This window comes from Janthinobacterium sp. SUN128 (genome assembly GCF_030587275.1).
Taxonomy (GTDB): Bacteria; Pseudomonadota; Gammaproteobacteria; order Burkholderiales; family Burkholderiaceae_D; genus Janthinobacterium; species Janthinobacterium lividum.
Genome location: NZ_JAPWHY010000001.1, coordinates 519,600 through 538,087 on the forward strand (window position 1 = coordinate 519,600; position 18,488 = coordinate 538,087).

Genomic DNA, 18,488 nt, shown 5'->3' on the forward strand with positions numbered 1-18,488 from the left:
GCTTTATGGCATCTGATAAAACCACGGTATTGATTGTTGAAGATGAGCCGGCCATCGTTGAACTGGTGACCTATTCGCTGCGCGAATCCGGCTGGAATTGCTGTTCTGTACAAAATGTCGCCGATGCCTGGGAATTCATCCAGCACCGCACGCCGCATCTGATCCTGCTGGACTGGATGCTGCCGGACCAGACGGGCTTGCGCCTGCTGTCGCGCATCCGCGCCGACCGCAATTTCGCCGCCATCCCCGTCATCATGCTCACCGCCAAGAGCATGGAAGAAGACAAGCTGGCCGGCTTGAACAGCGGGGCCGACGATTACGTCACCAAGCCGTTCTCGCCGCGCGAGCTGCTGGCCCGCGCCAAGGCGCTGTTGCGACGCAAGAGCCCGGAACACGCGCAGGCGCCCATGCGCGCCGGCAACGTGGCACTGGACCCCGTCAGCTGCACGGTGATGATGGATGAACAGAAGATCGATATCGGCCATGCCGAATACAAGCTGCTGAAATTCCTGCTGGCCCATCCGGAGCGCGTGTTTTCGCGCAGCCAGCTGCTCGACAAGGTGTGGGGCGACCATGTGGTGATCGAGGAACGCACGGTCGATGTCCACGTATTGCGCTTGCGCAAAGCCTTGAAGGAGGCGGAAAGCCTGATCAAGACGGTGCGCAGCGTCGGCTACATGTTGTCTGAAAAGTAAAGCTGGCCTCTATGAATCCGAAATTGCTGTTCTGGGTACCGGCCGCCTTGCGCATGGTGCTGGCGCTGCTGGGCGTAGCCGTCGTCTGGTATCTGTTTGGCGCCACGTATGCGCTGGGCATCGCCTTCGTGCTGATGGCCATGATGGTGTTCGTGCAGCTGTCGTATCTGTTCCAGCTGAGTAATTGGCTGGACAATCCGCAAAGCGCCAAGCTGCCCGACGGCTGGGGCGCCTGGACCAGCATCTTCGCGCGCCTGTACCGCATGCGCCGCGACGACGAGAAAAACCAGGCCGAGCTGACGGAATGGCTGGCGCGTTTCCGCCAGGCCATGCACCTGTTGCCGGACGGCGTCGTCATCATGGATGACGTGCTGTTCCTCGAATGGTGCAACCCGGCCGCCGAGAAGCACCTGGGCCTCACGCACGAGCGCGACAAGGGCATGCGCGTGACGAACCTGATCCGCAGTCCGGAGTTCATGGATTACATCATCCTGGGCCGCTACGACCAGCCGCTGACGATCACCTTCCGCAACCGCAAGCTGATCGTGCAGATCATTCCGTTTGAAAACCGCCGCCAGATCCTCGTCACGCACGACGTGACGGAGACGGAACGCATCGAAATGATGCGCCGCGACTTCATCGCCAACGCGTCGCACGAACTGCGCACACCGCTGACGGTCATCGTGGGTTTCCTGGAAATCGCTTCCGCCGAGCTGGACCTTGACGCCGCCACGCGCGCCGCCCACCTCAAGCTGATGACGGAGCAGGGCCACCGCATGCAGCATCTGATCGAAGACATGCTGACCCTGTCGCGCCTGGAATCGGTCGATTACCCGCTGCGCCCCGAGCCCGTGGATATCAAAAAGCTCATGCAGCAAGTCTTGCGCGACGCCAAGGGCTTGTCGGCGGGCAAGCATGAAGTGACCATGGAATGCAACGGTCCCGACGTGCTGGGCAGCTACGACGAGCTGTACAGCGCGTTCGGCAATCTGGCGTCGAATGCCGTGCGCTACACGCCGGCCGGCGGCACCATCACCCTGCGCTGGCAGGATGGCCCGGCCGGACCGCAATTCATCGCGCAAGATACGGGCATCGGCATCAGCCAGGAACATATCTCGCGTCTGACGGAACGTTTCTACCGCGTCGACAAGAGCCGTTCGCGCGAAACCCAGGGCACGGGCCTGGGCCTGGCCATCGTCAAGCACGTGCTGCTGCGCCATGGCGGCACCTTGGCCATCCAGTCCGTGGCCGACAAGGGCAGCAGCTTTATCGTCAGCATGCCCAAATCCGTCGTCACGCCGCTGCAGGGCGAGTTGCTGGTCAAGTAGGCTGGGGGAGGGAAGCATCCCTCCCCGTTACCCGTGCGACTAGTGCAAGGATGGCATAAGTCGTTACAATCAGGCCATGACTTTAATCAACGCCTCTTTTCGCCACGCCGGCGCGCAACAACTGGCCCAGTCGCTGCAGGCCGCGCGCCAGGATACTCTTTCCCTGTTCGATTGTTACGTCACGGCCGGACTGGACGTGGTGGCCGGCTTGCCCCGGCATCCGCGCCTCACGCCACCCTTGTGGCAACTTGCGCACATCGCCTGGTTTGCCGAGTGGTTCATCCTGCGCGAAGCCGCTTCCAGCCATCCGGCCGACGCCATTTATAACTCCCTGCTGACGCGCGGCGACGACTTGTTCGACGCCAACATGGTAGCGCATCGCGCGCGCTGGAAGCTGGAACTGCCCAGCCCGGGCGCCGTGAAAACGTATTGCCACGAGGTGCTCGACAGGGTCTTGGATAAACTCTCGCGCGAAGCCAATGTCGACAGCGCCCTGGCGCCGTACCGGCTGGCGCTGGCGCATGAAGACTTGTGCGGCGAGGAAATGCTGGCCGGCTTGCAATGGATGGGCCTGGAAGCACCGGAATCCCTGGCTGCCAGCCCGGCCCTGCCGCCGGGGGCGGGCGAGATCGCTTTTCCAGGCGGCACCATTGAGCTGGGCTCGCCGCGCGGCGCCGGGTTTGCCTTCGACAATGAATCGCCGCCCTATAGTTGCTACGTGGCGCCGTTTTCCATCGATGCCTGCGCCGTATCCAACGCCCAGTTTGCCGATTTTGTCGCCGATGGCGGCTACCAGAACCGCCAGTTCTGGAGCGCGGCCGGCAGCGCCTGGCTGATGCAGCAGGAGCGCTCGTCGCCCCTGTACTGGCTGCGCGAAGCAACGCAGTGGCGCACCATGCGTTTCGGCCAGCGCACGACCTTGCCGCCGAACGAAGCCGTGCGCCACATCAACCTGTATGAGGCGCAGGCGTATTGCGCCTGGGCGGGGCGCCGCCTGGCGACCGAGGCGGAATGGGAGTATGCTGCGCTGTCCGGCCATCCACGTTTCCATTGGGGCCAGGTGTGGGAGTGGACGGCGACGCCGTTCGAGCCGTATCCGGGCTTTGCGGTGGATGCCTGGCGCGAATATTCCGCGCCATATTTCATGCAGCACCAGGTGCTGCGCGGCGCCGCCTTCGCCACGCCGCCGCGGCTGCATTCGGCCCGCATGCGCGCCTTCCACGCGCCCGAACGGGGCGACATCTTTGCCGGCCTGCGCACCTGCGCCTGGTAGCGCGCCGAGAACAGACATCATTTCAGGATACCCTTGAGTACAGATAACGCCCCGCAGTTCATTCCCAAACGCATCACGCCTACGCCGGAGCAGGTCGCCATCCAGACGGCGCAAAAGAAAGTGGTGCTGATCGACGCCAATGCCGGCGCGGCCAAGACGACGACCCTGGCCCTGCGTCTGGCCGAAGCGCTGCACCGGGGCCGCGCGCCCGAGCGCATGCTGGCCCTCGTGTTCACGGAGGCGGCGCGCGTGGCCCTGCGCCAGCGCCTGCTGGAAGTGGGTGTGCCGCTGGGCGTCGTCAAGCGCCTGACCGTCGACACTTTCGATGCCTTTGCCGCCAAGGTGCTGCGGCAGCTGGAAAACATGCAGGTGGCATCCATGCGCAGCGATGAAGAGTTGCGCCCGGTGGCCTGGGAAGCGCTGGAAGTCGTGTCGGAGAAATACGCCCACCGCTACCCGCTGGAAATCAATACGACGAACGGGGCGATCGCCGAATTCTTGAAATTGCAGTTGCGCACCAAGGCGCGCCTGGATTTTCAAAATCCTGACTTCGAGAGCAATTCCCTGGACGACAATCTGGAAATGCTGGGCATGTCGCGCACGCATTATCTGTGGCTGCGCGAATATGAAGGCTTGCGCGGCGCCGACACGGGCGACATCCAGTTCCGCGCGCCATTCGACGCCACCTACGACCTCGTGCGCATGCTCGACGGCGATGAGCCGCTGCGCCAGCAATTGCCGGCCTTCCAGATCATCGTGGCCGATGAATTGCACGATCTGAACGAAGCGTCGTTCCGCCTGCTGACCATGCTGATACGCCGCGGTAACGCGTTTTTCTGCGGCGCCGGCGACAAGGATCAAGTCATCTATACGTGGTCGGGCGCCGACCACCGCTTCCTGCGCCAGCGCTTCGAGCAGGAATTCCCCACCTTGCAGCGCCTGCCGTTGACGGCGTCCTACCGCTACGGCCCGCAATTGGCACACGCCGTGGGCGTGCTGAAAAACAAGGCCAGCGTGTCGGCCCTGTCGCGCGCCACGCACATCGAAGTGCTGCAATACGAGCATGCGCAGCCGCAGGCCTGTAGTGCCCAGCTGATCGCCGTGCTCGAACACGCGCATGCGGGCACGACGGCCATTTTGCTGCGCGACCGCGACCAGGCCATCCGCGTGGAAACGGCGCTGTTCCAGAGCGGCATCGCGTATGGCCTGGTGGACATGAACAGCTATCTGCTGAGCCTGGAAGTGCTGATGCTGCGCGGCATGGTCGCCATCGCCCGCAAGGATTTACATACGATCAAGAGCGGCCCGCGCCGCGGCGAGATCTTGGAAGCCCTGGTGGCGTTCGCGGAAATCCCTTTTACACGCGGTGAGCTCCAGCAAGCCAAGGCCGATGTGGCCAACTATCCCGACTTGCTGGAAGGCTTCCTGACGAACCAGCTGGCCAAGTCGCACAACCAGGACAAGGCGGCCCTGACTCTGGCCGCCGTCGATTACCTGCGCGCGCTGCCCCCCGACGCCCTGGCGGGCGACGCGCTGCAGCACATCTTTGGCCTGATGCAGCTGGAACAGACGGCGCGCCGCATCTACGTCGACCCGGCCCAGGCGCGGGTCGTCGCCCGTTCCCTGCACGGTTTTATTGCCGTGTGCCGCGAAGCGGGCGTGGCGCTGGGTGGCTTTGCCGGCTGGCTGGGCGAGATGGAAGAAGCCGTGACGGTCTCGACCGGCAAGGCCAAACTCGTCATCGCCTGCATCGATCAGATCAAGGGCCTCGAATACAACCACGTCATCTTGCCCTACCTGGCCGTCGACGAATTCCCGCGCAGCAAGACCGACCCGCTGGAAGAGGAAAACCGCTTCTATGTGGCCGCCACCCGCGCGCGCGACAGGCTCACCCTGCTGACGCCGGAAGACCCCGCCTATCAGAGCCGCTACATCGCCGCCCTGCAGCTCAAGCAGAAGATTGTTGCGCCGAAGTCATAGATCTTTTGCTGTGTGGCTGCTTTTTGCGAAGGCGGAAACGGCGCATACTTTGTCGGACTGATCACAATCGATCTGAACTTACAAAGGAGGAACGACGCCTAACAAAACCGTAGCGAGCGGCGATGATTTGTGGCTAAGAAGCGCAACCGTGCTAGAGCACGGTGAGCATCGCAGGCCGCAAAGCGCGACGCGCAGTAGGTTTTGTTTGGCGTCCACGGCATGAAAGTGTTTTTGACAGGCGCAGCGGGTTTTATCGGCAGTTCCATCGCGGCGGGCCTCGTGCGCGCCGGCCATCAGGTGACGGGCCTCGTGCGCAAACCCGAGCAGGTGGCAGAGCTGGCCAGCATCGGCGTGCACGGTATCGTCGGCACCTTGAACGATCGCGCATTGCTCATCGAGCAGGCGAAGGCGGCCGATGCCGTCATCAATGCGGCCAGCAGCGACCACCGCGCCGCCGTCGAAGCGATCCTCGAAGCGCTGGCCGGCACGAACAAAGTGTTCCTGCATACAAGCGGCTCGTCCATCGTGGGCGACGCGTCGGGCGGCGAAGGCACGGAACAGATCTATTACGAAGACAAGCTGCCGGCGCCGACGGCAGACAAGGCGGCCCGCGTCGCCATCGATGACCTGATACTGGCCAGCGCAAGCCAGGGCGTGCGCGCCAGCGTGTTGTGCAACACCCTGATCTACGGCCACGGCGCCTTGCCGCGCGACAGCGTGCAGTTGCCGCGCCTGCTGAAACAGGCGCGCAAGAGCGGCATCGTGCGCCACGTGGGGCCGGGCCGCAACATCTGGTCCAACGTGCATATCGACGATGTCGTCAGCCTGTATTTGCTGGCGCTGGAAAAGTCGCCGGCCGGCACGTTTTACTTTGTCGAATCGGGCGAAGCAGCTTTCCGCGACATGACGGCCGCCATCGCCGAGGCGCTGGACCTGGGGCCCGCGCAGGATTGGCCGCTGCCCGAGGCGATAGCCGAATGGGGCTATGAGATGGCTTCCTACGGCCTCGGCTCCAACAGCCGCGTGCGCGGCGAGCGGGCGCGCAAGCTGCTGGGCTGGCAGCCGCAGGGCCCGTCCGTGCTGGCATGGATCAAGAACGACATGCTCCATCCGCCGCACGCCATCACTGTTTGATGTAGCTCAGCAAAACCCCATCAGTGTGCGCTAGCGAACGGTGCTGTATGGCGATCGGGAGTATGATGGCTCTGCTTGGTTGAGACGCACTGCCGTGAAGTTGGCGGCATGTTCGATCTTCCAGCAGGTCAGCCGGTCGCCTCAAGGATCGGCACCAGATTTCTGTTCGCGTTGGCGCCCTGTGCCACGCGGCTGTGCACTGCAACTCCAGGTCGCGGTGTGTACTGCGAACCCCTTCAAGGCCGGCCTAGCCGGTCTTTTTTTTTGCCTGTTGTTTCCGCCGCTACGCCATTCACCGCCACCTGTCCGCCATTCGCCGAAGCGGTGTTTTCCCATCGCCGAAATCCGCGTATCTTTACGATCAACCAACTTCAAGGGGTGACCGTGAAACCTGAACCAGCTTATTGCCGCCGTACCCAGCTGCTGTGGGGCGTGCTGCTGATCGCCATCGGTGCCATCATCCTGCTGGACCGGCTCGATGTGATCTATCTCCACGATTATTATTCACTATGGCATTATTGGCCGGTGATACTGGTCGTCTTCGGCTTGAACAAGCTGCTCACGCCCGTGTCCGCCAAACAGGTGCTGAGCGGCCTGTGGCTGATCTTTTTCGCCGCCTGGTGGTATGTGTCGTATGAAGAACTGTGGAACCTGAGTTTTTATAACAGCTGGCCCGCCTTGCTGATCGCCTGGGGCGTGGGTCTCGTGCTGGAGCCGCTGTTGAACAAACATTTTATTGCCTACCGGGAGTCCGAGCATGAAAAATAAACCGCCGCTGCACTCGCCATCGCAGATCGTGCTGGGCGTCATCGTCATCGGCCTGGGGCTGCTGTTCCTGCTCGATAACCTCGGTTTCATCAATGTGCGCTACACCTTCCGCTTCTGGCCCACGGCGCTGATCGTGTTTGGCCTGCTGAAACTGTCGCAAAGCCGCAGCGCGAACGGCTATCTGGTGGGCGGCATGCTGGTGCTGCTGGGCGTGGCCTGGACCCTCAAGCACATGGGCATCTTCTACATGAACTGGGACTTGCTGTGGCCCTTGCTGATCATCGGCCTGGGCGTGGCCGTGGTGTCGAAGTCCCTGCCCGGCGCGCAGCAGCGCCAGCGCCGCCGGCGCTTTGCCGCGCAGCAAGACGGTACCGCGGCGCCTGACTCGTTCGGCCAGGCGCGGAATGGCGCCGTGTCGCTCGACAAGGATGCCACTGCGGCGCCCGGCGCCAGCGGGCCGGCGGACGATGACAGCATTATCGAAGTGACGGCCATCCTCGGCGGCTATGTGAGGCGCGTGTCGTCGCAGCGCTTCAAGGGCGGCGATATCAATGTCATCATGGCCGGCTGCGAGATCGACTTGCGTCAGGCGTCGATCGAAGGCGAAGCCGTGCTCAACGTATTTGCCCTGTGCGGCGGCGTCACCATCAAGATTCCGCCTGACTGGAGCGTCGTGCTGCAGGGCACGCCCATCCTCGGCGGCTTCGAAGAAAAGACCATCGTGCCGCCGAACCAGGCGAAGCGCCTGTACGTGACGGGCTACGCCATCATGGGCGGCCTGGAAATCCGCAACTAGGCGCGCATGTCGGGGCCCCTGTCGAAGCGGCGCGGCGCCGTGGTGGTTTTCCTGGTCTGCATCGCGCTGGGCCTGGCCCTGGCCTTTATCCTGGCCAGGGTGGCCCACGCGCCCTGGCTCAATGCCGTCGTGCTGGTGGTGCCCGCCACGCTCGTGTATGCGATCGGTTCGGGCTTTTCCGCGTTTTACCTGTGCCGCGCCTATCCCTTGCATGCGCGCCATCCGCTCGCCATCGCCGGCGTGATGGGGGTGGCGGCCCTGTTCGCGGGCTTGCTGTGGGCCACCTTGCTGCAATTTTTGAACAGCGTCAGCCTGTTGCTGGAGCTGCGCTGGCTGGGCGTGAACCTGACGCAATCGCTGCTGGCCCTGTTCTTCGGCCTGGGCGTGCTGCTGTATTGCCTGGCTGCCGCCGTGCATTATCTCTTGCTGGAATTCGTGCGCGCCAGGATGGCCGAGCAGCGGGGACTCGAAGCGCAACTGACGGCGCAGGAAGCGCAATTGCGCATGCTGCGCACGCAGATCGACCCGCATTTCCTGTTCAACAGCCTGAACTCCATCAGCGCCTTGACGTCTATCAATGCGGCGGGCGCGCGCCAGATGACGGTGCAGCTGGCCAGCTTCTTTCGCCAGAGCCTGAGCCTGGAAGCGCACAAGCACATTACCGTGGAACAGGAACTGGTGCTGATCCGCCATTTCCTGGCCATCGAGCAAGTGCGCTTCGGCGAACGCCTGCAAGTGGCGGAAGCCATCGATGCCGCCGCGCTGGCGTGTCTGCTGCCCCCCATGCTGATACAGCCGCTGGTGGAAAATGCCGTCAAGCATGGTATCTGCGGCTTGACGGAGGGCGGCCTGATCGCCATCGAGGCCAGGCGCATGGGCAGCCTGTTGCAGATCGCCGTGCGCAACCCGGTTGATGCGGATCAAGGGCCAGAGCGCGGCAATGGCGTTGGCCTGGAGAATGTGCGCCAGCGCCTGGCCGGCGCGTATGGCCACGAGGCCAGCGTGTACTGGGGCCGGCGCGATGGCCATTTCGAAGTGATGATTTCCATGCCGGCGCAGACCGGCGACACGGAGGAAGCATGATGCAGGCAAGAATGCGGGTGGCCATCGTCGATGATGAATTGCTGGCGCGCAGCGTGTTGCGAGAATACCTGGCACGCCATGACGATATCGACATCGTCGCCGAGTGCGCCAACGGCTTCGAAGCAGTCAAGACCATCGCGGACCTGGAACCGGAACTGGTGTTTCTCGACATCCAGATGCCGCGCCTGGACGGCTTCGAAGTGGCGGAACTGATCGGCGCGAAGACAAAGCTGATCTTTGTCACGGCCTACGACCAGTACGCCTTGAAAGCGTTCGAATGCCACGCCCTGGACTATCTGCTGAAGCCGTTCAGCGAACAGCGCTTCGACCAGGCGCTGGCCCATGCGCGCGCCAACCGCAGCACGCCCGAGACGGTGCTGACGCTGGCGCGCGAGGCGGCCACGCGGGCCGCCCCGCTGGACCGCGTGCTGATACGCGACGGCGCCAAGGTCCACGTGATCGCCAGCGCGCGCATCGACTACATCGAGGCGCAGGATGACTACATCAGCATCCGTTCCGAAGGCAAATCCTACCTGAAAAGCCAGCGGCTGTCGGAGCTGGAAACCCAGCTCGATCCCGCCAAGTTCCTGCGCGTGCACAGGTCGTACCTGCTCAATATCGACGGTATCCGCCGCATCGAGGCGGCCACCAAGGACAGCCATGTGGCCATCCTGCGCGACGATACGAGGATACCCGTGAGCAAGGCGGGGTATCAGAAACTCAGGTTACTGGTGGGCTAGCATGTTTTGTGGCGGAGATACTTAATCATTTAAGCATGATATCATCTGGAGGTGATTGTGAATGCGCCGAGGACATGGTCGATCACGTTTCACGATGATTTCGACGCGGAATTCGATGCTTTGCCGATAGATGTTCAGGATGAATTGCTGGCGAGTGCCGATGCGCTATCGAAGCTGGGTCCGGCTGCCGGACGGCCTCATGTCGGGACGTTGAAGAATCCTGAACACCCGAACATGAAAGAGCTGCGGTTCAAGGCCAACAACGGGGCAGAGGTGTGGCGCGCGGTCTTTGCTTTCGATACGAGGCGAGAGGCGGTCATTCTGGTTGCGGCAGCCAAGCAGGGTGTCGATGAGGCCAGGTTTTACAGGGATTTGTTATCCAAGGCCAATGCACGCTACGAGCAACACCTCAAAAAACTGGATGCGGCGAAAGCAAGGCAGGACAAAGGCAGCAGGTGATTTTAGGAACAGGAGTTTGCCATGGGAAGAAATCTGAACGACGTCATCCACAGTTTGCCGGCCGAGCGGCAGGCAAAAATTGCGGCTTTGTCCCAGGAAAAGATGCAAGAAATGATAGCGCACGCCGCCACGCTGACGGATTTCCGCAAGGCAGTGGGCAAGACCCAGGCGGAGGTTGCCAGGGAACTCGGAATTCAACAGCATGCCGTTTCGCAACTGGAAAAGCGTACCGATACCTATGTATCGACCTTGCGCCGGTTTCTGCAATCGCTGGGCATGACATTGGAACTATCGGTCGTTGCGCAAAACGGCGTTCGTATCGAACTGCAGAACTTTCTGCGCAGCCAGGAAGTTGATGCCGATGTCGATGACAGCGGACTTCCTGCGTCTGCGACCCCTCCAGGAAAACGGAAAGCCGGCGTGTCGCGCAAGCGGGCTGGCAATACCTGAAGAGATTATTCACCGGCCAGTTGCACATCCCACCACGTGGGTAGCAGCTGGCGGATTTCCGGCCGGGAAAAACGGTCGTCGATCAGGTAGACGACCCCCTTGTCCGACTGCGTGCGGATCACCCGGCCGGCCGCCTGCACCACCTTTTGCATGCCGGGGTACAGATATGTATAGTCGTAGCCGGCGCCAAAGATGTCGCCCATGCGCTGGCGGATCTGTTCGTTGACGGGATTGATCTGCGGCAAACCGAGGGTGGCGATGAAGGCGCCGATCAGGCGCGCGCCCGGTAAGTCGATGCCTTCGCCGAAGGCGCCGCCGAGCACGGCAAAGCCGATGCCGCGCGTATCCAGGCCGAAGCGGCCCAGAAATTGCGCACGCGCCCCGTCATCCATGCGGCGCGGCTGCTGCCAGATGGGCACGTCCGGGTAATGCTGGGCGAATAGCTGGGCCGTCTTTTCCATGTAATCAAAACTGCTGAAGAAGGCCAGGTAGTTGCCTGGCGTTTCCGCATACTGGCGTGCCATCAGCTGGGCGATGGGCAGCAGCGAGGCGGCGCGGTGCTGGTAGCGCGTGGAAATGGTGTCGGCCACGCGCACGGACAGTTGTTCCGCCTGGAACGGCGATTCCACGTCGACCCAGGCCGTGTCGGTTGGCATGCCCAGGGTGTCGCTGTAGTAATTCCACGGACTCAGGGTGGCGGAAAACAGGGCCGTGCTGTGGCTCGCCGCGAAGCGCTCCTTGAGAAACGGTGCGGGAACGATATTGCGGATGCAGACAGTGGTACCCGTGTCCGTCTTGCTGACGTCGAACAGCGAATGCTCGCCAAAGCTCTCCGCCAGGCGGTTGATCAGCAGCACGTCGAAATAAAAGCGCTGCAAGTCCTCGTCCAGCGCCGCCGCGTGGTCGGCCAGGTAGTCGCCGATGGCCGTGGCCACGCCTTGCAGGGCGCCAAAGAATTTGTCCGGCAAGGCCGCATGCACGTGGTAGTCGCCATCCTGCTCCTTCAACAAGGCCGTCCACTGGCGCGAGAGGCGGTCCAGCGGCTTTTTCAAGGCGTCGGGCGCGAACTTGCGCAGGATTTTCAGGTCGATCTGCGCCAGCTCGGCCGAATACATGCTGCGCGCGCGCGACACCATATTGTGCGCTTCGTCGACCAGCACATTGACTTTCCAGTCGTGGGCCAAAGTCATGCCGTACAGCATGGCGCTGAGGTCGAAGTAATAATTGTAGTCGCCGATGACGACGTCGCTCCAGCGTGCCAGCTCCATGCCCAGGTAGTAGGGGCAAATACCCTGCTGCAAGGCGATGGCGCGCACGGCTTCCTTGTCGAGGATCAAGCCGCTGGCCAGCGCGACCTCACGCGCCAGCGGCAGGCGGTCGTAAAAACCTTTTGCCAGCGGACATGATTCGCCGTGACAGGCTTTGTCCGGATGTTCGCAGGCGCTGCTCTTGGCGCTCAGCTCCAGCACGCGCAGCGGCAGCAGGGGCGCGCTATCTTTCAGGATGGCGCAGGCGTCGAGCGCCATTTGCCGCCCCGGCACCTTGGCGGCCAGGAAAAACAGTTTATCCAGGCCATGCGCGGCCGTCGCCTTCAACATGGGAAACAGGCTGCCCACCGTCTTGCCGATACCGGTCGGCGCCTGCGCCAGCAAGCCGCAGCCACGGCTGCTGGCCTTGTACATGGCCTCGGCCAGCTGGCGCTGGCCCGGGCGAAAGTCCGCATGGGGAAACGCCATGCTGGTCAGCTGCGCGTCGCGGCTGGCGCGGTGCGCCATTTCCTGCTCGGCCCAGTCGAAGAAGAGGGCGCAATGCTGTTCGAAGAACAGACGCAGCGCCTCGGCCGTGCATTCCTCGTGCATGATGGTTTCCTTCTGGCTCACGATATCGAAATACACGAGCGCCACGCGCAGCATGGGCAGGTTCAGTTGCTGGCACAGCAGATGGCCGTAGATGCGCGCCTGCGCCCAGTGCAGCTGGCGGTGGTTGGCAGGCATCTTGTCGAGCTCGCCCCGGTAGGTCTTGATTTCTTCCAGCTGGCGGCGCGCCGGGTCGTAGCCATCGGCGCGGCCCCGCACGTGCAAAGGCCCAAAGTCGCCGGACAGGCTGATTTCGCGCTGGTAATCGTCGTCGCGCCGGCTCGTCACGGTGGCGTGCCCGGCCATGCCTTCCTGCGCCGTGGGCGAGGGTGTGAAACGCAAGTCCAGGTCGCCCACCTTGGCCGTGAATTCGCACAGGGCGCGCACGGCGATCGTGTACCTCCTCGCGCTCATGCGGCCACCTGCCACTGCAGGTAGCACACGCTGACGGGCATGGCGTGCTCGGCGCAATATGCGATCCAGCGCAGCTGGTTGTCTTGCAGGCGGTCGCCCGGACCCTTGACTTCGATCATGCGGTAGCGCTGTTCGGCCGGCCAGAACTGGATCAGGTCGGGAAAGCCGCTGCGGTTGCTTTTGATGTCGAGCAAGATGCGCTCGAACGCCTTCTTCAGATGCGCTGCCGGAATGCAGGCCAGCGCCAGGTCCAGCAAGCCGTCGTCCAGCACGTCCCAGCTGACGAAGGGCGAGACGATGCCGTGCTTGGCGGCCAGCGTGGCGCGGATGGTGGCCTGGTAACTGCCGTCGTCCAGCTGCGCCAGGCAGGCGGCAAAGTCGCTGCTGCGGCGCAGGTAAAAATCGGCGCTGTGCAAGTCGGCTGGACCACGGTGGAACGGGTGGAAGAAGGCGCCCGGCATGGCCTTGAAGATGGCGGGCCAGCACAGCAGGCCGAACAGCGAGTTGATCAGGGTGTTTTCCACGTAATACACGGGCGCGCCGTCCTGCATCAGGTGTTGCTGCACCACTCCTTCCACGTAGCACGCTTGTTCCGGGCAGGGCAGCCGCAGGTCGATGCGCTCCACGGCTGCTGCTGCATTGGCCGCCTGCTTCGCATGGCCCAGCTTGCGCCGCAAACGGGGGGCCATGCGCAGCAGCAATTGCTGTTCCGCTTCGCTTTCCGGCGCGGCCAGGGCGATCAGCAGGCGTTCGTAGGCCGCTTGCGGCTGTTCATCTTTTTCTAGGACGCGGATGGCGCGGCCACGCGCACCCGGATAGCGGCAATCGGCATAGGCGCGGTAGGCGGCCGGCCAGTCCTGGCATTTCTCCAGGTGCTGGGCTATCTGGAAGCGCAGCTTGTCGCGGCGGCTGGCCAGCCAGGTATTGTCTTCGGGTAATGGCAGCGCAGCCAGTTCCTGCAGCACCTCGTCGGCTGGCGCGCTGTCGTTGTAGCGTTCGCGGCACTGGTGCAGCACTTCATAGTGCTCGATATCCTGGCGCGTGCGAAAGCCCCTCGACTGTGGCGAGAATTCCACTTTTTCATATTGATACACACCGAGGTCGGACAGCACGAATTCCGACCAGTCCTGGTGATAGTTGCCAAAGTAAATCAGGCGCAGGCGGTCGCACAGCGTTTGAAGTCCGATGCGGTACAGCACGTCGGTGCAGGCCGGATGCCAGGCGGAGAACGGTTGACTTTCCGCATGCAGTACGCGCAAGGCGTCCAGTTGTTCCGCCTTGCGCGCCGCCTTCAGGGGCGCGTCGAGGCGGAAGGCCTGGGCGATTTCCGCTTTCAGCAGCAAGTCGAACAGTTCATCGAGCGCAATGACGGGATCGGCCTCGACCCAGCCTGTCTCCAGCAGGGGCAGGGCGGCCGCGCGCGTGTCGCCGATTTCCGGGTAATTGAGCTTGCTGGCGCGAAATAGACAGCCCTTGCGCATGACGAGGCGCACGAACAGGGCGCGCGACGGCTGCGGCAGTGCGCCGAATGCGGCGATGAACTGCGTTTCTTCAGCACTCAGCAGATCGGCGTAGCGCGCGCTGATCCAGTTCAGCACGTCCTGGAAATTATCCAGATAGTACAGGGGATTTTCCAGGACTCTCAACATGGGAATGGCAATAGGGCAAGGTGATTGGTTTTACTGTGTTTATATACAGTTTAAACCTTCAGCCGCCGCTTGCCCAGCGATTTTATGTTCAGTCAGCCCCGCTGTAGGCAAAACAGCTGTCGAACTTTTCGTAGGGAATCAGTTCGGCGCGCAGGCTGGCCAGTTCGATATTGCTCAGCAAGCCCCGGTGCGTTTCCGTGCGCCCCTTCGGCAGCGCCACCTCGTAATCGATGATGTCCCTGGCCAGCAGCGTTTGCAGCACCTCGGCTTGCCGCGCCGTCAGGTAGCGCGCGTGGGTGCCCAGGGTTTTTGCCAGTTGATCCTTGAATTCCTCGTCGCCGACGTCGTTGTACGTATCCTGGTCGGCCATGCTGTTTAACAACATGTGAAACAGGAAGTCCTGCAGGTTCTTCGCCAGGTACTGGGCTTCATTCTGGTCGTGCCATAGCAGCACGATGGGCATCTCGCCATCGTGCTGGCCAGACGCGAAAAAGCAGTAGTGGTCGCCCGCGCCCGTTTGCGCGAACGGGATGAACTGGAAGGCGGGATCGATCTGCCGGTAATCGTCCGCGTCCAGCAAGCTTTCCACTTCCGCGGCAACGGCCTGGATGTTGAGCAATTCGAAATCGTCCGCATGCAGCAGCAGGGTGGGGCGGTCCGTCAACGTGGGATAGACCAGCTTGTACCAGTCGGGGCCATATTCACCCACGGCCAGCATGCCGTCGCTTTCCAGCTGCCGGTACAGTGAAGGGTAGGTGAAGCCGTGTTGCTGTTCAATTTCTGACAGTGTCATGTTTGCCCTGTTAAACGTGAGTCATGGGGCAATGATAGCCGAGGCGATGGCGCGCACGGTTCACGCCATGGCGGCAACGCCTGGCATAATTAATAAACATTTTAGTTTACTTATGTGGCGTGCTCACGTAGTCTTGCCAGACAATATCCATCGAGCCCGCATGAAAAACATCATCCTGATTTCCGCCGCCTGTTTGCTGGCGCTGCTGTCGACCATCGGCGCCTCGCTGCCGTATCCGATCCTGCCGCCCCTGTTTGCGGCCGAAGCGCCGAATGCCTTCAATAATTTTCTCGGCTTGCCGTCCAAATTGCTGTTCGGCCTGGCGCTGACCATCAACCCGCTGGGATTGCTGATCGGTTCGGCCTTGCTGGGGCCGCTTTCCGACCGCTATGGCCGCCGCCCCTTGCTGATGCGCACGGCCGTGGGCGCCGCCATCGGCCATGCCATCACGGCCTGGGCGCTGGTGATCCAGTCCTACCCGCTGTTCATCGTCGCCCGTTTCATCACCGGTTTGCTGGAGGGAAACGGCGCCGTGGCGCGCGCCATGCTGGCCGACCAGTTGACGGGACCGCTGCGCCTGCGTGCCATGTCGTGGCTGAACGGCGCGTTTTACCTGGGGTGGCTGGTGGGCCCGATCCTGGCGGGTGCGACCCTGCATTGGGGCGTGACGGTGCCGTTCTGGATCGCCGCCACCGCCCTGATGCTCGTCGCCGTGCTGGTGGCCGTGGGCTTGCCGCGCGAAACGCCGTCGTTGCTGACGACGTCGTGGTGGCAAGTGGCGCGCGACCGCCATTCGCTGAACCTGCTGCGCCATGAGGAGCTGCGCACCCTGTTCATCGTGCAGCTGGCGCTGACGTGCGGCGTGGCCAGCTTCTACGAGTTCTATCCGCTGTGGCTGGTCGAAACGGCCAATTACCATGCACAGGAGATTGCCTGGGTGAATGTGGGCCTGTGCGGCACGATGACGGTCACGTCCTTGCTGGCGGGCGGGCCCAGCCGCCATGCGCCGCTGCTGCGGGCCAGCTGGTATGCCTGCGGTGTGGCGCTGGCCGTAGGAATCTTGGCACTGGGTAATATCTGGGTGGGCATCGCTGCCATCGTGCTGTTCGGCATTCCGAATGCCTTGTACAACACGGTGATCCAGGGCTGGTGCGCCGAACGCTTCAGCGCGCACGGGCAGGGCGCCGTGATGGGCTTGCTGGCCACCACCTTTTGCATCGCCAACATCGTCGTGGCCCTCAGCGGCTCCGTGCTGACCCTGATCGACACGCGGCTGATCCTCGTCGCGGGCGCCTTGTCCGCCGCCTGGGCCGCGTGGCGCATGGCGGTCTGGCGCCGCCAGCTGGCCGGCGTGGGCGACACGCAAGCCGTGGCATGAGCGCGAGCATGAATACGTCGGAGCAGATCCTGTTCCTGCTGAAGATGCGCGGGCCGCAGACGGCGCAGCAGCTGGCGGCCTTGCTCGATATCACGTCCATGGGCGCGCGGCGCCAGCTGGAAGCGGCGCTGGAACGTGGCCTGGTGGCTTTCGAGGACGTGGCCGACGACAAGGTGGGGCGCCCGTCGCGGCGCTGGACGCTGACGCGGGAGGGCCATGCGCGCTTTCCTGACCGCCATGCCGACCTGACCCTGGAATTGATAGCGCAGGTGAAAAGCCTGTTCGGCGACGAGGGCCTGGATAAACTGATCGGCGCGCGCGAGCGCAGCAGCGAAGCCGCTTACGGCAAGCTGGTCGACCCGCAGCTTGCGCTGGCGCAACGAGTGGACAGCCTGGCGCGGGCGCGCGATGGCGAGGGGTACATGGCCCATGCGGAACCGCAGGACGATGGCAGTGTCTTGCTGGTGGAAAACCATTGTCCGATTTGCGCGGCCGCCACGGCATGCCAGAATTTCTGCCGCTCGGAGCTGGCCATCTTTCAGCGGGTACTGGGGGGCGATTGCACGGTGGAGCGCAGCGAATATCTGCTGGAGGGGGGGAGGCGCTGCGTGTACCGGATCATACCTATCGGGGTCTGAGGAGTCAGGCCCCGATAGTTGCAGGTCGGGTTAGCGTTGCGCGTGTAACCCGACATCACCATTGGGGCCAACAATGCGTCGGATTACGCGCGGCCTTGCCGCGCTAATCCGACCTACATCACTTACTTTTTGGCAGCCTTCGGCTTGGCGGCAGGCGCTGCCTTTTCAGCCGCGGCGGTGGCGCCGCTCGTCGCCTTTTCCGTTGCCTGCGCCACTTGCGCGCTGGCCTTGGCGATCTGCTCTTCCACGGTCTTCACGGCCTGTTTCGTGGCCTTGGTCACCTGCTCGTAGCCGAGGAAGGCGTTGTCGATGGCGGCCTTGACGATGGCGACAGCATTTTCCGAGCCTGGCGGCACGTTTTTCGTGACGTCGTAGATCAGGGCGCTCAGATTGCTTTTCGCTTCAGCCACGTGGGCTTCGGCGGCCGTGGTGAATTCCGTGTGGATTTCCTTGATGATGTCGTCGAGTTGCTGTTTATACGCTTTTGCGCCGGCCACGCCCGGTTGCAGCTGGGCGGCGGCGGCGGCCATGGCGGCCTTCGGATCCTTGGCCTGGCTGATTTCCTTGCTGGCGGCAAGGCCATCCTCGATGCCGGACTTGGCGGTGGCCATGTTCAGCGCCAATACCTGTTCCACGCCTTGCACGGCCTTGGAGGTGAGGGTGTTGAAGGTCATCAGCTGGAATTCAAACAGGGCCTTGGTGGCCGATGCGAATTGTTCGGGATTCGTAAACATGTGGTCTCCTCGGTTTGAATAGATACGTTCTTATCGTTCCATACTCTTTCGACGCCGCAATGCCATCGCTTGATCTCAAGCCGGTGCCCCGTGTGGTCATGGCCCCATTATTTAACAAGCGCCGGTTTTTCGCAACGGCTATCTTTGTACGGTCCCGAGGCCAGTTCCCAGCCAAATCCCAGGGTCGATTGGGCGCACGACAGGGTGCCGTCGATCTTGCTGCGCCATTTGTACCAGGGGGCAGGGCCGGCCGAGGCCGACGCGCAGGCGGCCAGCAGGGCCGTGGCGATCAGGTATTTCATAGTTGCTCCGAAAGAAAA

Annotated in this window: 18 protein-coding genes; 13 read left to right on the plus strand and 5 right to left on the minus strand. The window is 62.7% G+C overall.

Annotated features, from left to right (window positions below; translation table 11 throughout):
• Positions 1 to 5: 5 nt before the first annotated feature.
• The 11 genes from O3297_RS02510 (at position 6) to O3297_RS02560 (ending at position 10,706) form a co-directional block, all read left to right on the plus strand.
• Positions 6 to 695 carry a response regulator gene (locus tag O3297_RS02510; protein ID WP_034755074.1) on the plus strand — a complete coding sequence of 230 codons (690 nt, stop codon included), beginning with the start codon at positions 6 to 8 and terminating at the stop codon, positions 693 to 695.
• An 11-nt stretch (positions 696 to 706) separates the two neighbouring features.
• A complete protein-coding gene (gene phoR, locus O3297_RS02515) occupies positions 707 to 2,023 on the plus strand; it encodes a phosphate regulon sensor histidine kinase PhoR (RefSeq protein WP_034778134.1) in 1,317 nt (438 codons plus the stop codon).
• A gap of 76 nt (positions 2,024 to 2,099) precedes the next feature.
• On the plus strand, positions 2,100 to 3,296 hold the full coding sequence (senA, locus tag O3297_RS02520) for a selenoneine synthase SenA (RefSeq protein ID WP_305047650.1): 1,197 nt from the start codon (positions 2,100 to 2,102) through the stop codon (positions 3,294 to 3,296).
• Positions 3,297 to 3,329: 33 nt separating this feature from the next.
• The gene (locus O3297_RS02525; RefSeq protein ID WP_305047651.1) at positions 3,330 to 5,276 is read left to right on the plus strand and encodes a UvrD-helicase domain-containing protein; all 1,947 of its coding nucleotides are present in this window, start codon (positions 3,330 to 3,332) and stop codon (positions 5,274 to 5,276) included.
• 219 nt (positions 5,277 to 5,495) lie between these two features.
• Positions 5,496 to 6,410, plus strand: a complete 915-nt coding sequence (locus O3297_RS02530; RefSeq protein WP_305047652.1) for an NAD-dependent epimerase/dehydratase family protein — start codon at positions 5,496 to 5,498, stop codon at positions 6,408 to 6,410.
• Between the two features lie 384 nt (positions 6,411 to 6,794).
• Positions 6,795 to 7,178, plus strand: coding sequence for a LiaI-LiaF-like domain-containing protein (locus O3297_RS02535; protein ID WP_070254145.1), 384 nt, complete (start codon positions 6,795 to 6,797; stop codon positions 7,176 to 7,178).
• Entirely contained in the window at positions 7,168 to 7,974 is an 807-nt protein-coding gene (locus tag O3297_RS02540; protein ID WP_305047653.1) for a LiaI-LiaF-like domain-containing protein, read from the plus strand. Before O3297_RS02535 ends, O3297_RS02540 begins: the two co-directional genes overlap by 11 nt.
• A gap of 6 nt (positions 7,975 to 7,980) precedes the next feature.
• On the plus strand, positions 7,981 to 9,057 hold the full coding sequence (locus O3297_RS02545; RefSeq protein WP_151094183.1) for a sensor histidine kinase: 1,077 nt from the start codon (positions 7,981 to 7,983) through the stop codon (positions 9,055 to 9,057).
• 11 nt (positions 9,058 to 9,068) lie between these two features.
• A complete protein-coding gene (locus O3297_RS02550; RefSeq protein ID WP_305049591.1) occupies positions 9,069 to 9,797 on the plus strand; it encodes a LytTR family DNA-binding domain-containing protein in 729 nt (242 codons plus the stop codon).
• 57 nt (positions 9,798 to 9,854) lie between these two features.
• Positions 9,855 to 10,256: a type II toxin-antitoxin system RelE/ParE family toxin gene (locus tag O3297_RS02555; RefSeq protein ID WP_070254139.1), complete on the plus strand. Its 402-nt coding sequence runs from the start codon at positions 9,855 to 9,857 to the stop codon at positions 10,254 to 10,256.
• Between the two features lie 21 nt (positions 10,257 to 10,277).
• The gene (locus tag O3297_RS02560; RefSeq protein WP_151094185.1) at positions 10,278 to 10,706 is read left to right on the plus strand and encodes an XRE family transcriptional regulator; all 429 of its coding nucleotides are present in this window, start codon (positions 10,278 to 10,280) and stop codon (positions 10,704 to 10,706) included.
• Positions 10,707 to 10,711: 5 nt separating this feature from the next.
• Here the strand turns inward: O3297_RS02560 and O3297_RS02565 are convergent, their stop codons facing one another.
• From O3297_RS02565 to O3297_RS02575, 3 genes are all read right to left on the minus strand, one after another.
• Entirely contained in the window at positions 10,712 to 12,976 is a 2,265-nt protein-coding gene (locus O3297_RS02565; RefSeq protein ID WP_305047654.1) for an ATP-dependent DNA helicase, read from the minus strand.
• Positions 12,973 to 14,625, minus strand: a complete 1,653-nt coding sequence (locus tag O3297_RS02570; protein WP_034778156.1) for a VRR-NUC domain-containing protein — start codon at positions 14,623 to 14,625, stop codon at positions 12,973 to 12,975. Before O3297_RS02570 ends, O3297_RS02565 begins: the two co-directional genes overlap by 4 nt.
• Positions 14,626 to 14,713: 88 nt before the next feature.
• Complete coding sequence (locus O3297_RS02575; RefSeq protein WP_305047655.1) at positions 14,714 to 15,418, minus strand: SMI1/KNR4 family protein; 705 nt, start codon at positions 15,416 to 15,418, stop codon at positions 14,714 to 14,716.
• Between the two features lie 160 nt (positions 15,419 to 15,578).
• Between O3297_RS02575 and O3297_RS02580 the strand changes: the two genes are divergently transcribed.
• The gene (locus tag O3297_RS02580; RefSeq protein ID WP_305047656.1) at positions 15,579 to 16,796 is read left to right on the plus strand and encodes an MFS transporter; all 1,218 of its coding nucleotides are present in this window, start codon (positions 15,579 to 15,581) and stop codon (positions 16,794 to 16,796) included.
• 8 nt (positions 16,797 to 16,804) lie between these two features.
• Positions 16,805 to 17,434 carry a metalloregulator ArsR/SmtB family transcription factor gene (locus O3297_RS02585; protein ID WP_151094193.1) on the plus strand — a complete coding sequence of 210 codons (630 nt, stop codon included), beginning with the start codon at positions 16,805 to 16,807 and terminating at the stop codon, positions 17,432 to 17,434.
• Positions 17,435 to 17,556: 122 nt separating this feature from the next.
• Here the strand turns inward: O3297_RS02585 and phaP are convergent, their stop codons facing one another.
• Together phaP and O3297_RS02595 are read right to left on the minus strand one after the other, a co-directional pair.
• Entirely contained in the window at positions 17,557 to 18,168 is a 612-nt protein-coding gene (gene phaP / locus O3297_RS02590; RefSeq protein ID WP_034778166.1) for a TIGR01841 family phasin, read from the minus strand.
• Positions 18,169 to 18,275: 107 nt separating this feature from the next.
• Positions 18,276 to 18,470 carry a hypothetical protein gene (locus O3297_RS02595; protein WP_305047657.1) on the minus strand — a complete coding sequence of 65 codons (195 nt, stop codon included), beginning with the start codon at positions 18,468 to 18,470 and terminating at the stop codon, positions 18,276 to 18,278.
• Positions 18,471 to 18,488: the final 18 nt, after the last annotated feature.

Excerpts from the sequence above, each read along its gene's own strand:
- O3297_RS02510 (WP_034755074.1), top strand. The coding sequence starts at position 6 with ATGGCATCTGATAAAACCACGGTATTGATTGTTGAAGATGAGCCGGCC.
- phoR (WP_034778134.1), top strand. The coding sequence starts at position 707 with ATGAATCCGAAATTGCTGTTCTGGGTACCGGCCGCCTTGCGCATGGTG.
- senA (WP_305047650.1), top strand. The coding sequence starts at position 2,100 with ATGACTTTAATCAACGCCTCTTTTCGCCACGCCGGCGCGCAACAACTG.
- O3297_RS02530 (WP_305047652.1), top strand. The coding sequence starts at position 5,496 with ATGAAAGTGTTTTTGACAGGCGCAGCGGGTTTTATCGGCAGTTCCATC.
- O3297_RS02540 (WP_305047653.1), top strand. The coding sequence starts at position 7,168 with ATGAAAAATAAACCGCCGCTGCACTCGCCATCGCAGATCGTGCTGGGC.
- O3297_RS02545 (WP_151094183.1), top strand. The coding sequence starts at position 7,981 with ATGTCGGGGCCCCTGTCGAAGCGGCGCGGCGCCGTGGTGGTTTTCCTG.
- O3297_RS02550 (WP_305049591.1), top strand. The coding sequence starts at position 9,069 with ATGCGGGTGGCCATCGTCGATGATGAATTGCTGGCGCGCAGCGTGTTG.
- O3297_RS02560 (WP_151094185.1), top strand. The coding sequence starts at position 10,278 with ATGGGAAGAAATCTGAACGACGTCATCCACAGTTTGCCGGCCGAGCGG.
- O3297_RS02565 (WP_305047654.1), bottom strand. The coding sequence starts at position 12,976 with ATGAGCGCGAGGAGGTACACGATCGCCGTGCGCGCCCTGTGCGAATTC.
- O3297_RS02570 (WP_034778156.1), bottom strand. The coding sequence starts at position 14,625 with ATGTTGAGAGTCCTGGAAAATCCCCTGTACTATCTGGATAATTTCCAG.
- O3297_RS02575 (WP_305047655.1), bottom strand. The coding sequence starts at position 15,418 with ATGACACTGTCAGAAATTGAACAGCAACACGGCTTCACCTACCCTTCA.
- O3297_RS02580 (WP_305047656.1), top strand. The coding sequence starts at position 15,579 with ATGAAAAACATCATCCTGATTTCCGCCGCCTGTTTGCTGGCGCTGCTG.
- O3297_RS02585 (WP_151094193.1), top strand. The coding sequence starts at position 16,805 with ATGAATACGTCGGAGCAGATCCTGTTCCTGCTGAAGATGCGCGGGCCG.
- phaP (WP_034778166.1), bottom strand. The coding sequence starts at position 18,168 with ATGTTTACGAATCCCGAACAATTCGCATCGGCCACCAAGGCCCTGTTT.
- O3297_RS02595 (WP_305047657.1), bottom strand. The coding sequence starts at position 18,470 with ATGAAATACCTGATCGCCACGGCCCTGCTGGCCGCCTGCGCGTCGGCC.